We start from the raw sequence: 21,133 nt of genomic DNA on the forward strand, positions 1-21,133 counted from the left end.
TACTAGCCCCTAAGCCAGCAACATTAAATAATCAAACTCTCTTCGATACTCTAAGAATGCTTCTGAAGTGTAACCTAGCACAAGGAAAGCCAAAGAAATATTTGCGAGTACATCACGCTTAAAAAACATAAAATTAAAGTAAAGCAAAGAGTCCTTACCTACTTTCGGCCCACCAAGCCTTTTATATACAAAAACAAAAAAACAAGCTCCCCATGCAAACAAGAAGAACAGCATAATAAATGCTGATGTATTAAGAACCATGTCATTTGAAATCATGGTGGTATATTTCCTTAGTAGAGTCACCGTTCAGATCTATTTTTTCATCATGAGAGCCTGTGGAAGAGCCTGTAAAACCAATACTTGGCCCAACAGAGAAGGAAAAACCAACTCCATCTTTTCCGGCAGACCCTGTGCCGGTTTCAGTCCCGAATAATTTGAAAACCAGTACCTCGCATAGGGCCGTGTCCACATTACGTGGGTAGGCTCAGTTTACCTCCCGTACCCGTAGACAAATTCGCATTCGGCGACAGATTAGTACTTGCAGGGGAACCACTAACATTTCCCGCTCCAGCCATTGCCAGCGTATCGTTACTTCCCTTCGCGCTGCTGGCAATGTTCTGCTTGAACTGGTCATACTTTGACAGCACCTGTTTCAGCGTTGAGGCTACCGAAACACTGATAGGATCAAAGAACTCTGCCATCAGACCAAGATTTAGATTAAATCTTCACCATTTAAAAGCACGATGACATTGCCAGCCCCCAGAGCCTCCCTAATCATGTCAGCCATTTTATCAGTCGATATTTTAAGAGATTTATCATTTACTGATATATAACAATACGATAGCGGTTCCAGCCCAAATTCATTAGATACCTCCTTTTGAATTGGATGTGGTATGCCCGCAGTAGATAAATAGTAGTGCGCGGGAAATACATCCGGATACCGCGTCGCAAATTCGTTCAACTTATGTTGCAAATCAGCACAAGTCAGCTTAGTAAAACATGTTAATCCTATAGACATACCACTCTCACTTCACTCTAATAGCATTGCCGGTTGTATCAATAACGATAACTTTATCCAACCCCATTATTGGCCACTGCGTTAGCTGTTTTTGGAGCTCAGGAACGTTAACTTTAGTATCCGGCATTTTTACCACCACAACTACACCGCCATCTGGTATTCCCGCAGCGCCTGAACGGCAACTGGCTGGAAGAGGCGGGATTCAGCACCGACATGCTGGTCACGGTCAGCGTGGAGCAGGGACGACTGGTGATCGAGCCGGTTAAGAGCTGACGGGTAAAAAAATCCCGGCGCGGTGGCCGGGATCTTCTGTTATTTCACTCTTGAAGACAGAGCTGCCAATATATTTTCAAACCATTCCCTTATAGTTAATTCATCTGCTGCGGGTTCATAATAACCATTATGCTCAGATATAAATTCTTGTAAAATCTCTTCTGGATTTGAAAGAAGTCCAATAATTTCTTGTCTGAGTGCTGAACATCTATCAGATGACTCTCTGTCTAAGAAATATAAAATTACCTCATCAGAGTTTTGGTGATCATAAAACCAATCCTGATGAAAATAAGCACCTAAAAGATAAGCGATGTTCTCATATTGCATACTTTGCTCCATTATTTAGGATACGCCGCCTGGACCCGATAACCATTTGGCATCAATGGGTCTTTATCGATCACAATAGTAATTGTTTTAGAAGCGTGTGACACATCGTTCCTTTTTTGAATCACGTTGCCAACACTAAATTTTTCTTCATGAGTTAAGACTAGTCGCTGTTGATCACCCGCCAACCAATTAGCTAGCTGATCTTTATTGGCAGCAATACCATTACCTATTGCTCTATCAGCAACCTGAGCATCGTAAAAACTTGAAGATGCAGACAAGCGAGGTTCTTCTTTTAAGCGGAAAATTAATTCAGCGTCTGATTTCCCAACATGCTTTTCAATTACATGACCACCAAAGTTTTCATGATAGGTTAATGAATTACCAGTTTCATTTTTGACGGTAGTTTTAGTCACAGCCAAAAACGCCTTAGCTGCTACATACTGGATTAACTTCGCTTCACTGGTCGGCACACCACTCGCCAGGATTTCCGCAGCTTGTTGCGGCGTCATTTCTCCATTTGCGGTCAACGCACTGACCGGAACACCAAAGAACTCTGCCCATGCTGTCAGCAATCCTTTAACAGCATCCTGACCTTCAGGTATCTGACCCTGTGAGTTTTTAATCAGTGCTTCAGTCAGCTCATCTGGTGTAGCTCCATTCTGCATCATACTGGCTGCAAGTGACTGCTGGGATAAACCAATATCATTCATCCCTTTCGGCAGACTGAGCGCATTATTCTCAACCTCAACCCGTGCCGCGTTCGCGCCACTCGCCGCCGAGAACGTATCGCCGCCCACGCTACCGCCCGCCGCTGCGCCTACTGCGGTGGCAAGGTTACTGATAAACGCACGCTGCTCGCCGTCCAGGTCTTTGACGTCTTTACCGTAAAATGCATTCGCAAGCGTCTTACCTGTCAGCGCTGCGGAGGCCATCCCGCCCGCTGCGGCAGCCAGTCCATTCCCACCCTGCACTTCCGCCAGCGCCGCCGACACAATTCCGTGGAGCACAATGCGGGCCGCTTCGTTTTCACCGGTGGCATCTTTCACCAGCTTCGCCATATAAGGCGCGGCACCGGCGGCTACGCCACCCTGAATATTCCCACCAAGAATACCCGCTATCAGCCCCGTGGCACCGGAAGTCGCCCGCCAGAAATCATTGCCCGGACCGTACTCTTTGTCCGCGTTGATGTATCGGCTGTCGTTCTTCACGGCAGCGTTCAGCTCCGCCTCTGTGGCCTGAGGGTTTTGCTGGTGCAGTTCCTCTTTTAACGCGGCGTTCTGACCGGCGGCCTGTTCCTCCATCGCAGCTTTATACGCATTCGCCACATCCTGCTTCTGATTAGGCTTATCACGGATAGTGATGGTGCCATTAACCGGAATGTTGCCCCAGTGGAGCACTCAGCCCCGGCACGCCGTCCAGTGCGATGAACAACGCCTTACAGTGCGGGTTGACCAGCAGTTGCGGCCGGGGGATTTAAAGGAGACCCCTTTAGCGCGGGTTATGGAGATAAAAATAAAAACGTCAGTTTTTGTCGAACATGGCGAAGGTGCCTGACTTTCTTTCACTGTAACTATTTTTCCTATGCCAGGACATTACAGATGCAGTTTTAATTCACTAAATCGCATTCTGTTGCACTAATTCCAACGAGGTGTCGGGGCTGCGCCCTGACTTGTTTCTGACCGGCGTTTTGGAGGGCGTCGCAACGTGGCGGTGCTACAAAACATACCCTGTCCCGCAGTTGAGCGGTAAAACCGTGCACAGCAGTGGCAACCGCGCGGCAGACGATAGGTGAAAAAAATCCCGGCGCGGTGGCAGGGATTTGTCATTTAAATTTTCAGGCTATTATAAAAATCTAAAACACTATCTAGATAGCTGCGCCTAATACCGCTACACTTTTGCCAGCCCATGTTTGCCTCCGGGGAATGGGCTGGCGGTTTCCATAAAATTGCGAACTTTTTTCAACAATTGCCACATTGAGCGGCACTGATGATTGCGCGTTATTGTGTCGTGAAGCGCCTGCCATAGCCGTTCCACATGATTCACCCATGGCGAGTAAACCGGCTGATAAATGACCCTGAACTTCGGGTTCTCCTTCAGCCAGCGCTGTGTTTCCCGGCTTTTGTGGATAATGTAGTTGTCCACGATCAGCGTGATGGTTTTCGCCCGCCGGTACGTCGCTTTAAGCCGCTTCAGCAGGCTGATGAACAGCGCCGAACTTTTGCTGTTACCGCCCACGTAGCTGACTTTGCCCGTTCCGCTGTGCAGCGCGCCGGCCAGATAGTATTTTTCGTTCTGTCCCGGCGTCACCACGCGTTTTTGCTGCCCGCGTAACTGCCAGTCCGCACCGATTTTGGGATTAAGATGGATATCCACCTCATCTTCATAAAATACCGGATGCTCTGCGCTGCATTCGTCCAGTGCTTTGTGGATTGCCGCCATCTTTTCATCCTTATGCGGGTCACGGATACGCAGGGTTGGCGCGGCCCTTCGCCACACAAGCCCCGCAGACGGCAACCAGCGGCGAACGGTTCCGGCATGTAACTGACAGCCGGTTATCTCATTGATTTTTATTGCCAGAAGTTCTGTACTCCAGCGTGAGCGCTGGTAGCCAAAATCGCCGGGAGTATGTTTTACCAGCTCACGTAATAACGTGCAGATATGCTCAAAAGGCCAGCGTCGGATTCGTCCGGCAGGTAATGATTTCAGTCCTGCAACACCCGACAGCGTGAACCAGTTAATCCAGCGCCCGACGGAGGAACGGGCACAGCAGAGCGTTCTGGCAACGTCGCTGACACGGTCACCCCGATGCAGCATCAGCATAGCAGTCAGCCTGCGGGCATAATTTTTATCGTGCGTTTTATGGATTGCTTTCGGCATCAGGCGTCGTTCGTCACGGGGAATTGGTGCTATGATCGGCATCGCTCAGTCCGGTTGGTGATTTGTTTTGATTTGGCGATTGATCAGATCGCACAATCCGGGCTGAGTTCCCTCAAAGTGATCTACTATTCTGCGCAGCTATTTAGATCCGTTCTCCATTCAGATATTTTCATACCATCTTCATCATGAGTTGTTCGCTCATCAATAAATTCGTTTATCTTCTCCGGAGAAAATTTTTTGTGCTCCTCAAGAAAGATAATACTATTTTGCACATGAACTATTTCAGCCTTAAAGTATAACACCCAAACAAAAACAAAATTTGCTAGTTCAGGCTCATACATTGAGACAGCAAGAGCTGCATGGTTTTTCTTTGTTAATCCCTCTTCAAGTGACTTCAACCAACTTTTTTTATAATCATTAATATTCCAGTAAGTTAAGGGAATATTCATAGATTCTCTAAAGTCGCCAATAACGATTGACGCAGGTGCTAAAATCGCACCCTCAATGTCAACCTGCTTATCCTCAGGGAAGATACCAAACATATATCAGTCCTTAATTTTGTTTAGCTCACTATCGTAACACCACAACCGCCGCCTGCGCGCTACAGACGCACTATTACACTGTGGGGGCTAACGGCGGCCCAACCAAGGGCAGCCGAACCCGCTACCACAACTAACCCTCAAGGGCCGCTGGCTCGGGCATCTCGGTTTTACCACCGGGCACAAGCTTGAGGTGATCACGTAGCCGGGACAGCTGATTATCCGAATGACGACTGAAGAGTAATTCACTGACATATAAAGTTAAATCCCGCTAACAAGGGCGGATTTTAACGATTAACTTAGATCTAAAGAGACGAGCTGCCCGTCATCACCAAAAATAATTGTCACCATCCCGTAAGGACAATCAGCCGTAATAACTTTGTTTTTAAGCTCGTCATCGATAAAGCGTGAAGCCTTCTGCGTTTGATTATCAAATCGGATCTCAAGGAAATAATTTTCGCCGTTGTTCACATGAGGTAATGCCTCTTTTTCACCTCGTGCCGCAAGATATTTTTGTATCTCTTCAATATGAATTTTTGCCATTCTCGTTAAATACCTCAAGGTAAAGGAACAAAAGAACCTTTCTCGATAAGATTTTTCACTTGGTTTGCCCTTATAGACCCAACAGATATTATCTTCATTTCATTATTTGGTACTTTTGACCGGCTCCCCGTTGATAACCCCCACTGGCTGCCAGAGTAGAACGAGCAATAATCCCCGGAGCACCCGGCAAAGCATCGGTTCCGATTGCAGCCTGGCCGGATTGTACGCTGTACCCTTTCAGATAACTCAGAGCCTCGTTGTACGCTTTGGTATCTCCTGTTGAGGCGACAAACGCCTTGCCTGCCACCAGTGACTGAATAGCGTCAGCCGCTTGCTGTGGGGTATATCCGTACATAGACTGAAGTTCATAACCATACTGGTTAAGCAATCCAGCTAGCTCTTGCTTCTGGCCTTCTGTCAGTGGTTGGCCTGATTGGCACTGTTGCAGCAACACATTGCTAGCTCGGTCTTCATTCGTCAGCCTGACGATATTCTGTAAAGCCTCTAGCAGGTTTTTACCAGCTTTCTGATCCACAATAGACTTATTCAGCGTTTCAGCTTGTTGTGGGCTCAGGAAGTTATTCTCAACAACTATTACTTACGAAAGTGCCTTCGTACTTGCAGATAGAATAACAACCAAATTCCAGCACCGATCCAAACCCCAACTGCAGCACCAATACATCCATATTTTATATATACAGTTAGAGCGATGGGATTTCGTGTGATAAGCCAAAGACTAACAATCACCCCGATAGAGCAAGTCGCAGAAAAAATTAATATTAACTTAATAAGTTCTAATACAGGACGGTTCATTTACCACCTCCATTAACTTCTTGCTGAACTCCACTACTTGCAACTTCCGAAATTAACGAACCAACGGATCCGCCAGCAATCCCTGGAACGGAGCTCATTTCACCACCTTTTAGTAAATATCCGGGACCAAAAGATGATTCAGAGTATTTTAAGGCATTTTTGCTGGCGTCCATTCCAAGCTGGTTTTTGATGTATTGCGATTCAACCTTATTAGTAATTGAAGCACCAAGATTATAGCCAAGGCCTGTACCAGCCATACTACCCACTACTGATGCAGTACTATCCTGACCTTCAATCTGACTGCTCATGTAAGCACTACCGGCACCCAACAACTGGTTAGCATAATATCCTTTCCCGGCTGTACCTACACCGGTTAAGCCTGACATCATAAAACTGAGATAATCGAACTTCGCACCGGTATTGCCGGTTGCAATCTGGACCGCCCCATTTGCCCCGTAGCTCAGCCCGGCACTGATAACTTTTTCTGACAATGTTGCCGATGAAGCAAACAGTGAGCTAGCCCCCGCTACAGTCCCCCAATAATTTTCGGGCTCACCGAAGAAAGCTAGAGCTCTATCCCCCTGTGACGTATTGCTATTCAGATAGTTCAGGTCGTAGCTGTTGCCTTCGATGACGTAGTCCTTCACATCATTGTTTTCCAGCGAACCATACAGCCAGCCAGGTCGACCTGCCGCGCTGAGTCCGCCCTCAATATTCCATCTATCCTCCCCGGATAGAGCCGTCAGAGGGTCAGCGGCGACATCAATATGCAATTTCAGTCGGTTATAAGCACTAATTACAGCATACTTGTTCTGAATATCTCCGCATTCACGGCAAGCTTTACGACAGGCAGTCATTTCTCTGTCAAAAACATGAGCCTCGGCGTAGCTCAGATAGTTATTCTCAACAGAATTCTTACCTGCTTGCGCTCCGTTCGCAGCCGAGAATGTATCTCCGCCCGCAATTCCACCCGCAATACCTGCAGATATTGAAGCAAGCGTACTGATGGTTTGCTTCTCTTCTTCGCTCAATTGACTGACAGGTTTTCCAGGGTAATAAGCATCTTTAATCGCAGCAGCGATCAGTTCCCCCGACGCCGCACCCACAGCGCCTGATGCAGCATTATTCCCCTGAAGCGAGGCCACTACACCGCCCAGAATAGCGTGTGCAACGGCTTTGGTCGCAGGGTCATCATCAATGCCCATATGATGACCGATAATGTTAGCCAGCTCCGGTGCAGACGCTCCCGCCAGCGCGCCAGCTATATTGCCGCCCGCCAGCCCTTGAAGCGCTGCTGTTACCGACTGAATACCGCGCTGAATAGTGCTGCCTGTACCAAAGTTCGCCATCTCCTTTTGATAAGCCGGTGAACTGCGCAAATCCTTCACATACTGTTCGCGCTCTTTATCTGTGGCGTTTGCCTTAAGGGCTGGCACCTCTTTTTTCGCTGCTTCCAGGGCATAGATATCGCCCTGGGTTTTGGCAATGTCCACTGCCTGGCTACCAATATCGCTAATCAGTCCCACCGTTTTCAGGCGATTTTGCTCTTTCTCTTTATCGAAGATCGGGCTGATACTGTCGTTGGCGTTTTCGGTATCGCGACTCAGGTTGGTTACGTCCTGCTCCTGGTTAGCCTTGTCACGTACGGTGATGATACCGTTCGCCACCGCCGCCTGCCGCTGAAATCATCCCAAAATGGTGTATGCAGTCTCCCTCCCAAAAAAAGAGGGAGATCCGCCGCTAGCGATTAGCCGACATGCCACCAGGCTCGTGAGCAAAGCTTCTTAAGATTCCAGAACTTGATTGGGGTTTTCTCATACTGCCTCACGACGTTATCCTCGTTGGCATTAGGATCGGGGATAAAACTCGCGGGCACCTCAACAGCTTTACTGCCAGAGGCAATGTAATAGTATTTTCCGGCTTCAGGAATAAAGGAAGAGTGCGAATCGATCCGGTAGGTGCCCCTATTTTTAATCTGTGAAACAGAATACTGGATGCCAGGCTTAACCCTGGTGACAATCACTTTTCCTTTAGATTCGAGGAAATTCGATTCCAGCTGATACCTGTCGACCATATCGTAGCAGGCATCTTTTTCGTTAAATTTATAACTTCCCAGATAGATAGTGCCAACGTTGCTCTTCTGATTCAGGACATAGATCGTTGCCGCATCGCTGCTCTGATAATTGGTGTAGTCCAGAGGTAATAATCGGGAACACGCACTTAGCGCCAGAGGAATAATGGCGGCTAGCACGATTTTTTTAATCTTCATTGTTCTTTCCTTGTCTATGCAAAATTAGCCACCTGCCCCGATGAAAACCGGACAGGCAGCTTATTTTGCTTCCTTTTCTTGATGGCAAAAGCGTATTAAACGGCCACTATAAGCCGCTTATTAACCGCTAACATTTTGTGGACTTTATTCCCAGCCCGGAACGGCCCCGCCGTTGAAGATTTTTTCCGCCGCTTTCGCCACTTCCGGCGACTGGTACGACTGAATAAATTCTTTTACGTTCTCTGCGTCTTTGTTGTCTTCACGGGTGACGACAATATTCACGTAAGGCGAGTTTTTATCTTCGATAAACACGCCGTCATGCACAGGCGACAGGCCCGTTTGCTGGAGATAGGTGGTGCTGATAATCGCCACGTCCACTTTAGGGTCGTCAAGCACGCGCGGGAGTTGCGCGCCTTCCAGCTCCATGATTTTCAGCTTCTTCGGATTGGCGGTGATGTCGAGCGCCGTCGGCAGCAGCCCGGTATCAGGTTTGAGCGCGATCAGCTTTTGATTTTGCAGCAGCAACAGCGCACGGCCAAGGTTGGTCGGATCGTTTGGAATAGCAATCGTTGCGCCGTCTTGCAGCTCGGAAACGGATTTCACCTTGCGCGAATACCCCGCCATCGGGAAGACAAACGTATTGGCGACCGCCACCAGCTTATAGTTGTGGGCTTTGTTATCCTCGGCCAGGAACGGACGATGCTGGAACACGTTCGCGTCCAGCTCGCCCTGATTGGTCGCATCGTTTGGCAGGAGTGAGCCACTGAAGCCCACCAGCTCGACCTCCAGACCGTATTTCTCTTTCGCCACTTTTTTGGCAACTTCTGCCACATCTTGCTCAGCGCCGTTGATTACGCCGACTTTAATATGTTTGGCATTGCTGCCGCTTTGGTCACAGCCCGCGAGCAGCAGGCCCGCCAGCAGTATTGCGCCGAATTTCAGTTTCACGAGACCGTTCCTTTTGATAGACGTTTTTACGACTATATCGATAACGCCGCGGCGGGCGAAAAACCGAAAAGGAATCAATCAGAAGAAAAAGGTATATCCCGCTCAACGGTGCTTTTTTTCGTGGGCGATAAGCCACGCTTTACGCGCTATTCCGCCGCCATACCCGGTCAATGAACCGTCTTTACCGATAATGCGATGGCAGGGAATGACGATCGCGACTCTGTTTGCGCCGTTTGCCCCCGCCACGGCACGCACCGCTGCGGGTTTGTCGATCTGTTTTGCCAGCGCCTGATAATGCGACGTTTCGCCAAAAGGCACAGTTTGTAACGCCTCCCAGACGGTGCGCTGAAATTCACTTCCTGGCATATCAAGGGCGATATCAAATTGCTGACGAGTGTCCGCAAAATATTCCCCCATCTCCGTTTCCATCTGACGGGTATGCTGATTTTCACCCGCCATGATTCTGGCCTTCAGCAAACGCTGTAAGTCGCTGAACTCGGTTTCCAGCATCCGTCTGTCGACAAATTCCAGCAAACAGACGCCGCGCTCCGTCGCACACACAAACATCGGGCCGAGAGGCGTGGTGAAGCGATGGATCAGAATCACCTGGCGGCTTTCGCTCGGTGCATGCCCTGTGAGTTTTTTACAGGTGTAGCCGAATCCGCTTAAGGATTCATAGCCGCTGTCGAACGCCACTTCGGTCGCCGTGCGGCCACTTTTGAGTTCCTGCAGCGCCACGTTAACCCGCTGCATCCGCTGAAATGCCTGAAAGGTCATGCCGTGGTTTTGCAAAAACCAGCGGCGGACGCGCTCCGGGCCGATCCCTTTTTGGCGCAGCTCAGTGTCACTCACGCGCGCTTTTGGATTCTCACGCAGCATACCGAGAGCCTGCACGATGAAATCCGGGGCGGTAAAGGCATTTTCAGTGGGACGACACACTTTGCAGGGGCGGAAACCCGCATCCAGCGCAGATTTAAAATCATCATAAAAATCGACGTTTTCACGCTTTGGCTTCCGTGCCCGACAGACCGAGATGCAGAAGACGCCGGTGGTTCTGACGCCCACGAAAAAGACACCCGTGAACTCCGTCGCGCGGTCAAGCAACGCCTGATACCAGGTATCGCACTGGCTGCTATCGGTGACTTTCATGGCTGAAAACTCCCGCGAAGGACTGCTCATTTTGGATCGTTAACAGTAAATCCTTTAGCCGCGTTTGTATCGCAGAATGGACAAAATTTCCCATGGAGATACGCCGTACGCCTGACGTGGCAAGCGTGCTGAAATCGCCCAGAGCGGGCATACACATCACATTCAGCGGCAGGGGAACATCTCGAACGAGCGCGCGGATATCCTCTTCACGGGTCACGCCAGGCACGAAAAAACCATCAGCACCGTTCGCTGCATACAGCTGACCGCGGCGGCGGGTCTCGTTCAGCGCGTTGTCGTCATTTAACAAAAAACCGTCGGTGCGAATATTCAGGAACATTTCAGGGCACGCCTGGCGAATTTGCCCGAGCTTTGTGGCAAATGCAGAAGCATTTTCCGGCTGACGTTCGCCGTGGATCACTCGGCTGTCTTCAAGATTGATGCCCACGACGTCGAGCTGCGCCAGACGCTGGATATTTTCAATGATGTCGGTTGTCGTTTCGCTATAGCCGGCTTCCAGATCGACGCTGAGCGGCAACGCGGTGACCGCCCGAATACGTGTCACCATAAACAACAATTCATCAAACGAGATAGCCTCGCCGTCGTCGTAACCCAGCATGGCGGCAATCGCCGCGCTGGATGTGCCGAGGGCACGATATCCGGCCTGGTGTGCGGCCAGGGCGCTGCTGGCATCCCAGACGTTGGCGATAATAAGCGGTGCGGGTTGGTGATGAAGCGCGGCAAAGTGCATGGTTGTCTCCGGTTATAGGGTGTGCCGGATGAGTGTGGCGCGTTCGACTCATCCCCCACAACCGAAAATCGGACGACCATTTTTATGTGCTACGGATGCGCATTATCCCGGCGCAGCGGTGATTCACGTAAAAACCACGACAGGACAAACGCCAGCACCATAATCCCTGCCGCCATTAAGAATACGGCATGGATCGCCGCCCCAAACGCATCCAGATAGCTGAGACGCAGGGCGTCCGGCAGATGGTGAATGGCGACCGGATTGAGTTCGCGCGGCAGTTCTATCCCTTCCGGTAAGCGTTCAATCAGTCCGGATTGCAGAACATGCGTGAACACGGCACCAAACAGCGCGACGCCAATCGCCCCGCCAATCGAGCGGAACAGCGTCACCCCGGACGTGGCCACGCCATACTGACTGGACGAAACGCTATTTTGCACCGCCAGTACCAGCACCTGCATCACCAGCCCTAACCCCATCCCCAACACGCCGGTAAACAGGTACAGCTGCCAGGTCGGCGAATCAATGGTGATCCGTGTCAGTAACGCCATACCGATCACGCCCAAAAGGGTGCCGAGAATCGGAAACAGACGGTATTTCCCGGTGCGGCTGATAATGCGCCCGCTGACGATCGAGGTCAGCAGCAGGCCGCCCATCAGCGGGATCAGCTGGAGTCCCGCCTGCGTCGGGGTGGCATTTTTGACCACCTGCAAATAGAGCGGCAGGAACGTCACCGAGCCAAACAGCGACATCCCGATGATAAAGCCGATCAGGCTGCACAGCAGGAAGCTGCGATCGCGGAACAGCGACAGGGGAATAATCGGCTCCCACGCCAGCCGCTCCTCATAAATAAACCCGGCAATCCCCGTCAGCCCGAAGGCTAAAATGCACCACAGCTGCGGATCGCTCCATTCGCGTATCGTCCCGCCTTCGGTGGTGAAAAGGATGATGCACAGCAGTGCCATGCTGAGATAAAACGCCCCCAGATAGTCGATTTCATGCTCGCTGCGTTTGCCGCTGCTGTGAAACACCGCGCCGATGACCAGCAAAGCAAACAGTCCCAGCGGCAGATTGATATAAAAAATCCAGCGCCAGGAAGCGTGCTGCACGATAAAGCCGCCGATCAGCGGCCCGATGACGGTCGCCAGGCCAAACACGCCGCCGAACAACCCCTGATAGCGGCCACGGTCGGCAGGAGGAATCACATCCGCCACTGCAGCCATGCTGATCACCATCAGCCCACCGCCACCCAGGCCTTGCAGGGCGCGCATGAGCACCAGTTGCGTCATATTTTGCGCCAGCCCGCAGAGCGCGGAACCCACGAGGAAGAGTACAATCGCGATTTGCAGAACAATTTTTCGGCCAAACAGATCGCCAAACTTACCGTACAGCGGTACGGCAATCGTTGAGCTGAGAATATACGCGGTGACCACCCACGAAAGCTTATCCAGGCCACCCAGCTCACCCACAATCGTGGGCAGCGCCGTGGAAACAATGGTTTGGTCGAGCGCGGATAACAGCATGACCAGAAGTAACGCGCTGAACAGCAGCCGGATCGAGGGGGCATTTTTGCCGACAGCGGGTTGAGTCGTCGAGTCAGACGCCATAAGACACCACTTGAAATTAATTAATGAGATAATTAATATTCATCCAAATGATGAATCACGTCAAGGAATCCGCATACGATGCCAGCACAAAAGGACCATTCTGAATCCACGCCGCAGGGGCGTCGCCCCGGACGCCCGCGTGGAACAAAGCCCACAGCCACCAGCCGGGAACGATTGCTGGATATTGCCCTTGACCTGTTTTCCCGCCAGGGCATCGCGAATACGTCGCTCAACGCAATCGCGAAAGAAGCGGGGGTGACGCCAGCCATGCTGCATTACTATTTCAATTCTCGTGAGCAACTGCTCGACGCGATGGTCGAAGAGCGTTTCCTGCCACTTCGCAGCGCGATCGGCGCGGTTTTTGATGCACACCCTGATGATCCCGTCACGGCCCTGACATTGATGGTGAAAAAGCTGGCGGAACTCGCCGGGCAATATCACTGGTTTGCGCCGCTGTGGATGCAGGAAGTCATTGGCGAAATGCCGGTGCTGCGCACCCATCTGCAGGCACGCTTTGGTGATGATAAATATCAGGCGACGCTTGCCAACATTGCGCGCTGGCAGCAGGAGGGCAAACTGAACCGCGAGCTTGCGCCAGAGTTGCTCTTCACCACCTTATTAAGCCTGGTGCTGGTGCCGTTCTCACGGATGCGCAACGACGAAAGGCTAAAAGCGCTCTCACCGGAAATTATCGTGAGACATGCGCTGGCCGTGATTGGAGATGGGATCGGCGGTTAGAGCGCCTTTGACAGGTAATGGCGCTGCATGCCTTTCAGCGGGAAATCATCCAGCGTCATTTGCAGCCGATAGCCCTGTTTTTCATAAAACGGGCGCGCCTGAAAGCTGAACGTGTCCACCAGCGCATGCAGGCATCCCATGCGTTTTGCCTCCTTTTCGGCGGCCTGCATAATTTGACTCCCGAGTCCGGTGCCGCGCGCATCGCTGCTGACCCACAAATAATCAATGTTCAGCCATTCCCCTTTGCGGTTGCCAATCAGCCCACCGATCATCACGCCATCTTCATCACGCGCATAAACCGCCACGTCTCCGCTCACGTTGGCAAAGTTAATATACTGACGGTTGTGAGAACGTAATCCGCTCAGGAGTTCATCTTTCTCATGGGCAGCAATCGTGTTAGTGACGCTCAGTTGCATTCTTATCTCCTTGTTTTTAGCGCAATGATTCTCTCAAGAGTAATTCCCCGGCCCCATAAATAGCAAACTCACCGCGTGCATTTTCAGCAGCGAATAAATATTTTTTCAGGCAATAGAGCGCGACAAAATCTGCGGCTACGCTTAAAACGTCTCATACCCGCGAACGATCAATTTCATACTTTCGACTTGAATCGCAACCATGAATGTAACTATATATTTCAGAAGACAATGCGTGTTTTTTTCGGGGGTTTCAATGAAAGTTGCACACCTGTTTTGCCTGGTTGTCTGTTTGCTTTTTGCCGCCTTCGCCCATGCGAAGGAGACGCGAGATCCGGCTAAAGATGAGAAAATTAAACAAGTCGTGATGAAAGATATTAAAAAAGTCTGTTCGCCTCAGAGCAAGCAGACCGATAAACAGTGGCAGACCATGATTTTGTCATCGGAGGCGAATAAGCTGCTGATTAAAAACGCCGTGCTGGCGATGGAACGCGACAATCTGGATAACTACTGGGAGGCGGTTGGAAAGGTCGATTGCATGGAGGATTACTGAGCGTGAAGCCAAAGCTTCACGCTTTTTTTTAACGCTTACGGATATCCGGGATAATCAAATCACCCCGCAAAACGTATGAGCCGAGCATCTGCGTTTTTTCATTGAGCCACGCCACAATACGCGCCGCCATGGCATCCATCGAATACTCAATCGCCGGAATGGTTGGGATCCCTGGCAGATGCAGCGAACCGGCCAGACTAAAGACCATGATGTCTTCCGGCACCGATTTATTGAATGCCTGCAGCTGCGGGATCACGCGATGCGCTTCTTGCTCATCCGCCACCAACAGCGCATTAAAATTCAGCGTTGTGGCGTTATTGAGCAATTCCTGCAACGCCACAGATGACGATGTGGCGTCCATAAACACCAGATTACGATTAAACGGCAGGAAGTTTTTCTCCAGCGCGTGTTTATAGCCGAGCAGCACCTGATCGGCAAAACCACTGCCCTGCGGCTGGATCAGCGCAATCTGACGGCGGCCCTGGCTGGTAAGATAATTACAGGCGGTTTCGGCGGCAAAGGCGTGATCAAACTGGATGCTATTGGCGTAATCTGACTCCATGCAGTCCACCAGAATGACGTTTTGCTGATCGACATGCAGAGGGAAACGCGCACCGATAATCAGGATGTCATCGCAAAGTCCGCAGGAGAGTTCATCAAGTGCATTCAGCACTTCACTTTTCGTGTTTGCGAAGCGCAGCAGCAGGTGTTTTTGATGCTGACTGAGCTGTTTTTCCAGCGCGTACAGATAACCGGTCGTCTGGTTGATATTATCCTGCGCACAAATAACACCAATACAGCCGGTCGATTGGCTTAGCAGTGACTGCGCAATGACGTTTGGCCGATAGTTCAGCTCATCCGCCGCTTTTAATACGGCCTCACGGCTGGCTTCCTTAACGCCGCGCGACCCGCTCAACACCCGTGATACCGTGGCTTTTGACACCCCGGCCAGACGTGATACATCGTTGATTGTAGACATCATATTCCCCTGACAGGACCCACGTAGTCCTGTAATTCCAGTTACCGCTTCGGCTCACATTATAGCCAATCAGGAGTATATCCGTTTCCGTTTTCCATGGAAACCGATTTTCCGTTTCCACTCATTTTGATATCAAAAACGCCAAATTTCGTGACGCAAATCCTATTAATAAGCCCCATAAGTAGCGGACTTTGAAGGGTGTCACACTTCTATCCTTTATAAATGGAAACCGGTTTCCATATGTTATCCAATCATCCCCGCAATAACTTTTTACATTTATAGGATGGTTGTCGATGTTCAAGATTATGCTGTGCTGCTCCGCCGGGATGTCCACCAGCCTGCTGGTGAGGAAAATGGTTGAAGCTGCAGAAGAACGCGGTCTACCTGTGAAGATTGATGCGTACGGCGTATCCGAATTTGATACGCAGTTTCCGCAATACCAGGTGGTGCTTCTCGGACCCCAAGTGAAATACATGTTAAAGACACTCGCAGACAAGGCTGCTACGCAAGGTATTCCGGTACAAGCCATCGATATGATGGACTACGGAATGCAGCGTGGTGATAAGGTTCTGGACTACGCTCTGTCGCTCATCGAAGCGGCACACTAAGAAGGTGTTCTCATGAGTTCGTTATATCAATCCATGGTTGCGGTGATTGAGCAGTCCATTACCCCGCTGGCGGCCAAGCTCGGTCAGCAAAAGTACGTGATTGCGATCCGTGACGGCTTTACCGCCGCCCTGCCGTTTATGATCATCGGCTCGTTTATGCTGGTGTTCATCTTCCCGCCGTTCTCTGCGGACACGACCAACAGTTTTGCGCGCGGCTGGCTTGATTTCTCCCAGACCTACCGCGAACAGCTGATGCTGCCGTTTAACCTCAGCATGGGCGTGATGACCTTCTTTATTTCGGTGGGCATTGGTGCAAGCCTGGGCCGCCAGTTTAATCTCGATCCGGTGATGTCAGGCCTGCTGGCGTTTATGGCATTCCTGCTGGTCGCCGCGCCGTATGCCGACGGTAAAATCTCCACGCAGTACATGTCCGGCCAGGGCATTTTCACCGCGCTGATTACCGCTATCTACTCCACCCGCGTTTATGCGTGGCTGAAGGAAAACAAAGTGACGATCCGTCTGCCGAAAGAAGTCCCAACCGGCGTGGCGCGTTCCTTTGAAATCCTGATCCCTGTGATGGTCGTTATCGGTACGCTGCACCCGCTGAACCTGTTCATCGAAGCGCAAACCGGCATGATTATCCCACAGGCGATTATGCACCTGCTGGAGCCGCTGGTTTCTGCATCGGATTCCCTGCCTGCCATTCTGCTTTCCGTCCTGCTGTGCCAGATCTTCTGGTTCGCGGGTATCCACGGCTCGCTGATTGTCACCGGCATTATGAACCCGTTCTGGATGGCGAACCTGTCGGCAAACCAGGCTGCACTGGCGGCTGGCGCGGCGCTTCCACACGTTTATCTGCAAGGTTTCTGGGATCACTACCTGCTGATTGGCGGCGTGGGTTCAACTCTGCCGCTGGCGTTCCTGCTGCTGCGTAGCCGCGTGGCGCACCTGCGCACTATCGGCAAAATGGGCGTGGTGCCAAGCTTCTTTAACATCAACGAACCGATTCTGTTCGGCGCACCGATCATCATGAACCCAATGTTGTTCCTCCCGTTCGTGTTCGTGCCGTTGATTAACGCCTGCCTGGCGTATGGCGCAACCAAACTCGGTTGGATCGCACAAGTTGTCTCTCTGACGCCATGGACTACGCCTGCCCCAATCGGTGCATCGTGGGCCGCCAACTGGGCGTTTAGTCCGGTCGTGATGTGCGTTATTTGTATGGTGATGTCAGCAATCATGTATCTGCCGTTCCTGCGTGCTTACGAGCGTTCTTTGATGAAAAACGAAGAGCAAAAAGCCCAGGCGACCGTGGGTGCAGTTGAGACAGCAAGTCAATAAGTCAAAGAGGAAGCATCATGAAATATTCATTTCCCGATAACTTTTGGTGGGGCAGCGCAAGCTCTGCGTTGCAAACCGAAGGGGAAAGCCAGGGCGGCGGCAAGGGACTGACCACCTGGGATCACTGGTTCGCCAATGAGCCAAACCGTTTTCACCAGGGCGTGGGGCCGCAGGATACCTCAACGTTCTGTCAGAACTGGAAAGCGGACATTCAGCTGTTGAAACAGCTGAACCATAACAGCTTTCGCACCTCGATTAGCTGGGCGCGTCTGATCCCCGACGGTGTCGGTGAAGTGAATCCGCAGGCGGTAGACTTTTACAATCAGGTGTTCGACGAGCTGCTTGAGCAGGGCATTACACCGTTCATCACCCTGTTCCACTTCGACATGCCGATGGCGATGCAGGAGATTGGCGGCTGGGAAAACCGTGACGTCGTGGCGGCGTATTCCCGCTACGCGCAGATTTGCTTTGAGCTGTTTGGCGATCGCGTGCTGCACTGGTTTACCTTCAACGAGCCGATTGTGCCGGTAGAAGGCGGTTATCTTTACGACTTCCATTATCCGAACGTGGTGGATTTCCGTCGTGCGGCGACCGTCGCGTACAACACGGTGCTGGCTCACGCGCAGGCGGTTCGCGCCTTCCGCGCCGGGCATTATCCCGGTGAAATTGGCATCGTGCTGAACCTGACGCCGTCGTATCCGCGGTCGCAAAACCCGCAGGATGTGAAAGCCGCGCACTATGCGGACCTGATGTTTAACCGCAGCTTCCTCGATCCGGTGCTGCGTGGTGAATATCCGGCCGATTTGGTCGCGCTGTTGAAGTCCTACGAGCAGCTTCCTGCCTGTCAGCCTGACGACAGCGCAGTGATTGCGGAAGGCACCATCGATTTGCTGGGCATTAACTACTATCAGCCGCGTCGCGTGAAATGTCGTGACAGCGCGGTGAATCCTAAGGCGCCATTTATGCCGGAGTGGTTCTTTGATAATTACGAAATGCCAGGCCGTAAAATGAATCCGTACCGTGGCTGGGAAATCTACGAGCCGGGTATTTACGATATTCTCGTTAATCTGCGGGAAAATTACGGCAACCCACGCTGCTTTATTTCTGAAAATGGTATGGGTGTCGAAAACGAGCAGCGTTTTATTGAAAACGGTCAAATTAACGATCAGTATCGTATCGACTTTATTTCCGAACATCTTAAATGGGTACACAAAGGTATTAGCGAAGGCAGTAACTGTCTTGGCTACCATATGTGGACATTTATTGATAACTGGTCATGGTGTAATGCGTATAAAAACCGCTACGGCTTTATTCAGCTGGATCTGGTGACGCAGAAACGCACCATTAAGAAAAGTGGAGAATGGTTTGCTGCCACGTCTCTGAATAATAGTTTTGATAAAGAGTAATGAATGATGATCGCATTAGAAGAAGCCGTAATGGAAATTATCGTCAATGCGGGTCAGTCGCGCAGCCTGTGCTTTGAAGCACTGCACGCTGCGCGTCAGGGCAATCTTGACGAAGCGAAAAGTCTGCTGCGCGAGGCCGATGGCTACGCGCGCCAGGCGCACCATATGCAAACCAAGCTTATCGAGCAGGACGCAGGCGAAGCCCGTCAGCCGATGACCTTAATTATGGTGCATGCCCAGGATCATTTAATGAACTCGCTGCTGGCCCGTGAATTATCTGAAGAGATTATTCACCTGTATCAGCGTTAATAATTAAATATCAGTGATGGAGAAATCGTTACGATAATATTGTAAAGCCTCTGTACCTATAAAATATCGACCCCCTTATTTTGGTGATAGCGACAATTCATGTCAGTCCAGAATGGGACGGTTATTGTCTGAATAAAATTCAAATATATTGAGATGACAATGAAAAATATTAAAAAACTTCCATTAACAATGGCGGTTATCGCCGCGCTTTGCCCAATTTCTGTACTTGCGCAGGATTTCACACAAGAGCAAATCGACGCCATTGTGGCCAAAGCGGTGGACAAAGCCCTGGCAGATCGTCAGGCAAAAATGGATGCTGCGGTCGCTAAAAAAGTGGACGTGGTGACGGAGCCGCAAAGTGCGGCCCAATCGCCGGATATGGCGATTCCATTTGGCGTGAAATTTACCGGTTATGCCCGCTACGGCGCGCACTTCCAGGCTGCCGACCAGAAATACGTGGCGGTAGACGGGTCCTACAACGGCGCGTCCGCGATTGGTCGTCTGGGTAACGAAGGTAACGGCGGTGAATTCCAGCTCTCGAAAGCCTTCAAAGGCGAGAACGGCGCGATCTGGGACATCAACGTGATGATCGACCACTGGGGCGACGAAGTTAACCTCAAAAAAGCTTACGCTGGCGTGACCAATGTTATGGAATCCAACCCGAACGCCTATTTCTGGGCCGGTCGTGATTTCCACCAGCGTCCGCAACAAGGCATCAACGATTACTTCTGGATGAACCACGACGGCCAGGGCGCCGGGGTGAAGAACTTCGACATCGGTGGCGTGCAGTTTGACGTCGCAACCGTTGCCGCCGTTGAATCCTGTAGTCCGGAAGTAATGGAAGACGAAGCGAACCCATCGCGTATCACCTGTACCGGCGGTTCCGGCACGGGCGATAAAGGCAACTACGCGGCAACCTCCAAAATCCACGGCATGAAGCTCGGCCCAATAGATCTGGAGCTGTACGCCAACTATGGCTTTGACTCAAAAGCCATCGAAAGCGACGAACGTCTGAACGCCTGGCAGGGCGGCGTGGTGCTGAGCCACACCAACGACAGCGGCGTGAACAAAGTGATCGCGCGTTATTCCGATAACTCGGACAACAGCGTGTTCAACAAAACCGAAGACTTGACCACGGTATACGCGAGCTTCGAAGGTTTGTATAAATTCACCCAGGCAACACAGGTGGAGTACATCCTCGCCTTCCACGACTACGACAACAGCCGCGACAACACCGACAACCGCAAAAACTACAATGCGATTGTGCGTCCAATGCACTGGTGGAACGACGTTCACTCGACCTGGCTGGAAGCGGGCTGGCAGCATGTTGACTATGACAACGGCGGCGATAACAAAGGCTGGAAGCTGACGCTCTCCCAGAACATGTCTATCGCAATGGGACCGGAATTCCGTCCGATGCTGCGCTTCTACGTGACCGGCGGCAAGGTAGACAACGAACGCACCGCGCGCGTAAACAATACCAAAGACGAAACGCTCGACGATTTCAACGTCGGCGCAATGTGGGAAGCCTGGTTCTAAGCAAGGTAAACGTAAAACGGTCACGATAGTGACCGTTTTACGTATTTGCCCCCTCTCCCGTGGGAGAGGGTCGGGGTGAGGGCATCAGGCCGCACAAGCTAAACGCAAACGGCAGCCAGACGGCTGCCGTTTTAGTCTTTTC

General features: G+C 51.1%; 24 protein-coding genes and 2 pseudogenes. 9 read left to right on the top strand and 17 right to left on the bottom strand.

Translation table 11 applies throughout. The features are described 5' to 3' along the window. Positions 1-9 precede the first annotated feature (9 nt). The 3 genes from AC07RN_RS17190 to AC07RN_RS17200 all read right to left on the bottom strand — a co-directional run bounded on the left by AC07RN_RS17190 (position 10) and on the right by AC07RN_RS17200 (position 1,018). On the bottom strand, positions 10-276 hold the full coding sequence (locus AC07RN_RS17190; RefSeq protein WP_478336916.1) for a hypothetical protein: 267 nt from the start codon (positions 274-276) through the stop codon (positions 10-12). After that, positions 263-469, bottom strand: a complete 207-nt coding sequence (locus AC07RN_RS17195; RefSeq protein ID WP_478336917.1) for a polymorphic toxin type 25 domain-containing protein — start codon at positions 467-469, stop codon at positions 263-265. The genes AC07RN_RS17190 and AC07RN_RS17195 overlap by 14 nt, the downstream gene beginning before the upstream one ends. A gap of 243 nt (positions 470-712) precedes the next feature. Further along, complete coding sequence (locus tag AC07RN_RS17200; RefSeq protein WP_478336918.1) at positions 713-1,018, bottom strand: hypothetical protein; 306 nt, start codon at positions 1,016-1,018, stop codon at positions 713-715. 171 nt (positions 1,019-1,189) lie between these two features. On the opposite strand from AC07RN_RS17200, the gene AC07RN_RS17205 reads away from it, so the two are divergent. Then, positions 1,190-1,291: a SymE family type I addiction module toxin gene (locus AC07RN_RS17205; RefSeq protein ID WP_478336955.1), complete on the top strand. Its 102-nt coding sequence runs from the start codon at positions 1,190-1,192 to the stop codon at positions 1,289-1,291. Positions 1,292-1,330: 39 nt separating this feature from the next. Here AC07RN_RS17205 and AC07RN_RS17210 read toward each other — a convergent pair whose 3' ends face one another. The 4 genes from AC07RN_RS17210 to AC07RN_RS17225 all read right to left on the bottom strand — a co-directional run bounded on the left by AC07RN_RS17210 (position 1,331) and on the right by AC07RN_RS17225 (position 5,037). Then, positions 1,331-1,618, bottom strand: a complete 288-nt coding sequence (locus AC07RN_RS17210; protein WP_478336919.1) for a contact-dependent growth inhibition system immunity protein — start codon at positions 1,616-1,618, stop codon at positions 1,331-1,333. Between the two features lie 11 nt (positions 1,619-1,629). Beyond that, positions 1,630-3,015 carry an RNase A-like domain-containing protein gene (locus AC07RN_RS17215; protein ID WP_478336920.1) on the bottom strand — a complete coding sequence of 462 codons (1,386 nt, stop codon included), beginning with the start codon at positions 3,013-3,015 and terminating at the stop codon, positions 1,630-1,632. Between the two features lie 490 nt (positions 3,016-3,505). After that, positions 3,506-4,537: an IS630 family transposase gene (locus AC07RN_RS17220; protein ID WP_478336921.1), complete on the bottom strand. Its 1,032-nt coding sequence runs from the start codon at positions 4,535-4,537 to the stop codon at positions 3,506-3,508. 83 nt (positions 4,538-4,620) lie between these two features. Then, positions 4,621-5,037 (bottom strand): hypothetical protein, encoded by a 417-nt coding sequence (locus tag AC07RN_RS17225; protein WP_478336922.1) that lies wholly within the window; start codon positions 5,035-5,037, stop codon positions 4,621-4,623. A 142-nt stretch (positions 5,038-5,179) separates the two neighbouring features. Between AC07RN_RS17225 and AC07RN_RS17230 the strand changes: the two are divergent. Then, a pseudogene (locus AC07RN_RS17230) lies at positions 5,180-5,239 on the top strand (SymE family type I addiction module toxin); the annotation flags it as partial. Positions 5,240-5,328: 89 nt separating this feature from the next. On the opposite strand, the gene AC07RN_RS17235 reads toward AC07RN_RS17230, so the two are convergent. The 8 genes and pseudogenes from AC07RN_RS17235 to AC07RN_RS17270 all read right to left on the bottom strand — a co-directional run bounded on the left by AC07RN_RS17235 (position 5,329) and on the right by AC07RN_RS17270 (position 13,108). Then, positions 5,329-5,577 (bottom strand): hypothetical protein, encoded by a 249-nt coding sequence (locus AC07RN_RS17235; protein ID WP_478336923.1) that lies wholly within the window; start codon positions 5,575-5,577, stop codon positions 5,329-5,331. A gap of 94 nt (positions 5,578-5,671) precedes the next feature. After that, positions 5,672-6,112: a hypothetical protein gene (locus tag AC07RN_RS17240; RefSeq protein ID WP_478336924.1), complete on the bottom strand. Its 441-nt coding sequence runs from the start codon at positions 6,110-6,112 to the stop codon at positions 5,672-5,674. A 1,165-nt stretch (positions 6,113-7,277) separates the two neighbouring features. Then, a pseudogene (locus AC07RN_RS17245) lies at positions 7,278-8,066 on the bottom strand (VENN motif pre-toxin domain-containing protein); the annotation flags it as partial. Between the two features lie 71 nt (positions 8,067-8,137). Next, on the bottom strand, positions 8,138-8,659 hold the full coding sequence (locus AC07RN_RS17250; protein WP_478336925.1) for a hypothetical protein: 522 nt from the start codon (positions 8,657-8,659) through the stop codon (positions 8,138-8,140). Positions 8,660-8,803: 144 nt separating this feature from the next. Further along, a complete protein-coding gene (gene nlpA / locus AC07RN_RS17255; protein ID WP_478336926.1) occupies positions 8,804-9,607 on the bottom strand; it encodes a lipoprotein NlpA in 804 nt (267 codons plus the stop codon). A gap of 102 nt (positions 9,608-9,709) precedes the next feature. Further along, complete coding sequence (locus tag AC07RN_RS17260) at positions 9,710-10,756, bottom strand: bifunctional transcriptional activator/DNA repair enzyme AdaA (protein WP_478336927.1); 1,047 nt, start codon at positions 10,754-10,756, stop codon at positions 9,710-9,712. Then, positions 10,740-11,504, bottom strand: a complete 765-nt coding sequence (locus AC07RN_RS17265) for an isocitrate lyase/PEP mutase family protein (RefSeq protein WP_478336928.1) — start codon at positions 11,502-11,504, stop codon at positions 10,740-10,742. The genes AC07RN_RS17260 and AC07RN_RS17265 overlap by 17 nt, the downstream gene beginning before the upstream one ends. A gap of 89 nt (positions 11,505-11,593) precedes the next feature. Continuing rightward, positions 11,594-13,108: an MDR family MFS transporter gene (locus AC07RN_RS17270; protein ID WP_478336929.1), complete on the bottom strand. Its 1,515-nt coding sequence runs from the start codon at positions 13,106-13,108 to the stop codon at positions 11,594-11,596. A 78-nt stretch (positions 13,109-13,186) separates the two neighbouring features. Here AC07RN_RS17270 and AC07RN_RS17275 point away from each other — a divergent pair, with 78 nt between their 5' ends. Continuing rightward, positions 13,187-13,846: a TetR/AcrR family transcriptional regulator gene (locus AC07RN_RS17275; RefSeq protein ID WP_478336930.1), complete on the top strand. Its 660-nt coding sequence runs from the start codon at positions 13,187-13,189 to the stop codon at positions 13,844-13,846. Here the strand turns inward: AC07RN_RS17275 and AC07RN_RS17280 are convergent. Further along, positions 13,843-14,262, bottom strand: coding sequence for a GNAT family N-acetyltransferase (locus AC07RN_RS17280; RefSeq protein ID WP_235134377.1), 420 nt, complete (start codon positions 14,260-14,262; stop codon positions 13,843-13,845). The two genes, AC07RN_RS17275 and AC07RN_RS17280, sit on opposite strands and share 4 nt — an antisense overlap. Before the next feature lie 253 nt (positions 14,263-14,515). On the opposite strand from AC07RN_RS17280, the gene AC07RN_RS17285 reads away from it, so the two are divergent. Then, positions 14,516-14,812 carry a YicS family protein gene (locus AC07RN_RS17285; RefSeq protein ID WP_011915308.1) on the top strand — a complete coding sequence of 99 codons (297 nt, stop codon included), beginning with the start codon at positions 14,516-14,518 and terminating at the stop codon, positions 14,810-14,812. A gap of 28 nt (positions 14,813-14,840) precedes the next feature. Here the strand turns inward: AC07RN_RS17285 and AC07RN_RS17290 are convergent, their stop codons facing one another. Beyond that, complete coding sequence (locus tag AC07RN_RS17290; RefSeq protein ID WP_011915307.1) at positions 14,841-15,791, bottom strand: LacI family DNA-binding transcriptional regulator; 951 nt, start codon at positions 15,789-15,791, stop codon at positions 14,841-14,843. A gap of 293 nt (positions 15,792-16,084) precedes the next feature. On the opposite strand from AC07RN_RS17290, the gene AC07RN_RS17295 reads away from it, so the two are divergent. The 5 genes from AC07RN_RS17295 to AC07RN_RS17315 all read left to right on the top strand — a co-directional run bounded on the left by AC07RN_RS17295 (position 16,085) and on the right by AC07RN_RS17315 (position 20,991). Next, a complete protein-coding gene (locus AC07RN_RS17295) occupies positions 16,085-16,399 on the top strand; it encodes a PTS sugar transporter subunit IIB (protein WP_011915306.1) in 315 nt (104 codons plus the stop codon). A 12-nt stretch (positions 16,400-16,411) separates the two neighbouring features. Next, positions 16,412-17,737, top strand: coding sequence for a PTS cellobiose transporter subunit IIC (locus tag AC07RN_RS17300; protein ID WP_011915305.1), 1,326 nt, complete (start codon positions 16,412-16,414; stop codon positions 17,735-17,737). Positions 17,738-17,754: 17 nt separating this feature from the next. Continuing rightward, positions 17,755-19,143, top strand: coding sequence for a glycoside hydrolase family 1 protein (locus tag AC07RN_RS17305; RefSeq protein ID WP_478336931.1), 1,389 nt, complete (start codon positions 17,755-17,757; stop codon positions 19,141-19,143). 6 nt (positions 19,144-19,149) lie between these two features. Further along, positions 19,150-19,452, top strand: a complete 303-nt coding sequence (locus tag AC07RN_RS17310; RefSeq protein WP_072241990.1) for a PTS lactose/cellobiose transporter subunit IIA — start codon at positions 19,150-19,152, stop codon at positions 19,450-19,452. 159 nt (positions 19,453-19,611) lie between these two features. Further along, positions 19,612-20,991, top strand: coding sequence for a carbohydrate porin (locus tag AC07RN_RS17315; RefSeq protein ID WP_235134375.1), 1,380 nt, complete (start codon positions 19,612-19,614; stop codon positions 20,989-20,991). Positions 20,992-21,133: the final 142 nt, after the last annotated feature.

This window comes from Lelliottia sp. GFLA7, from assembly GCF_056490165.1.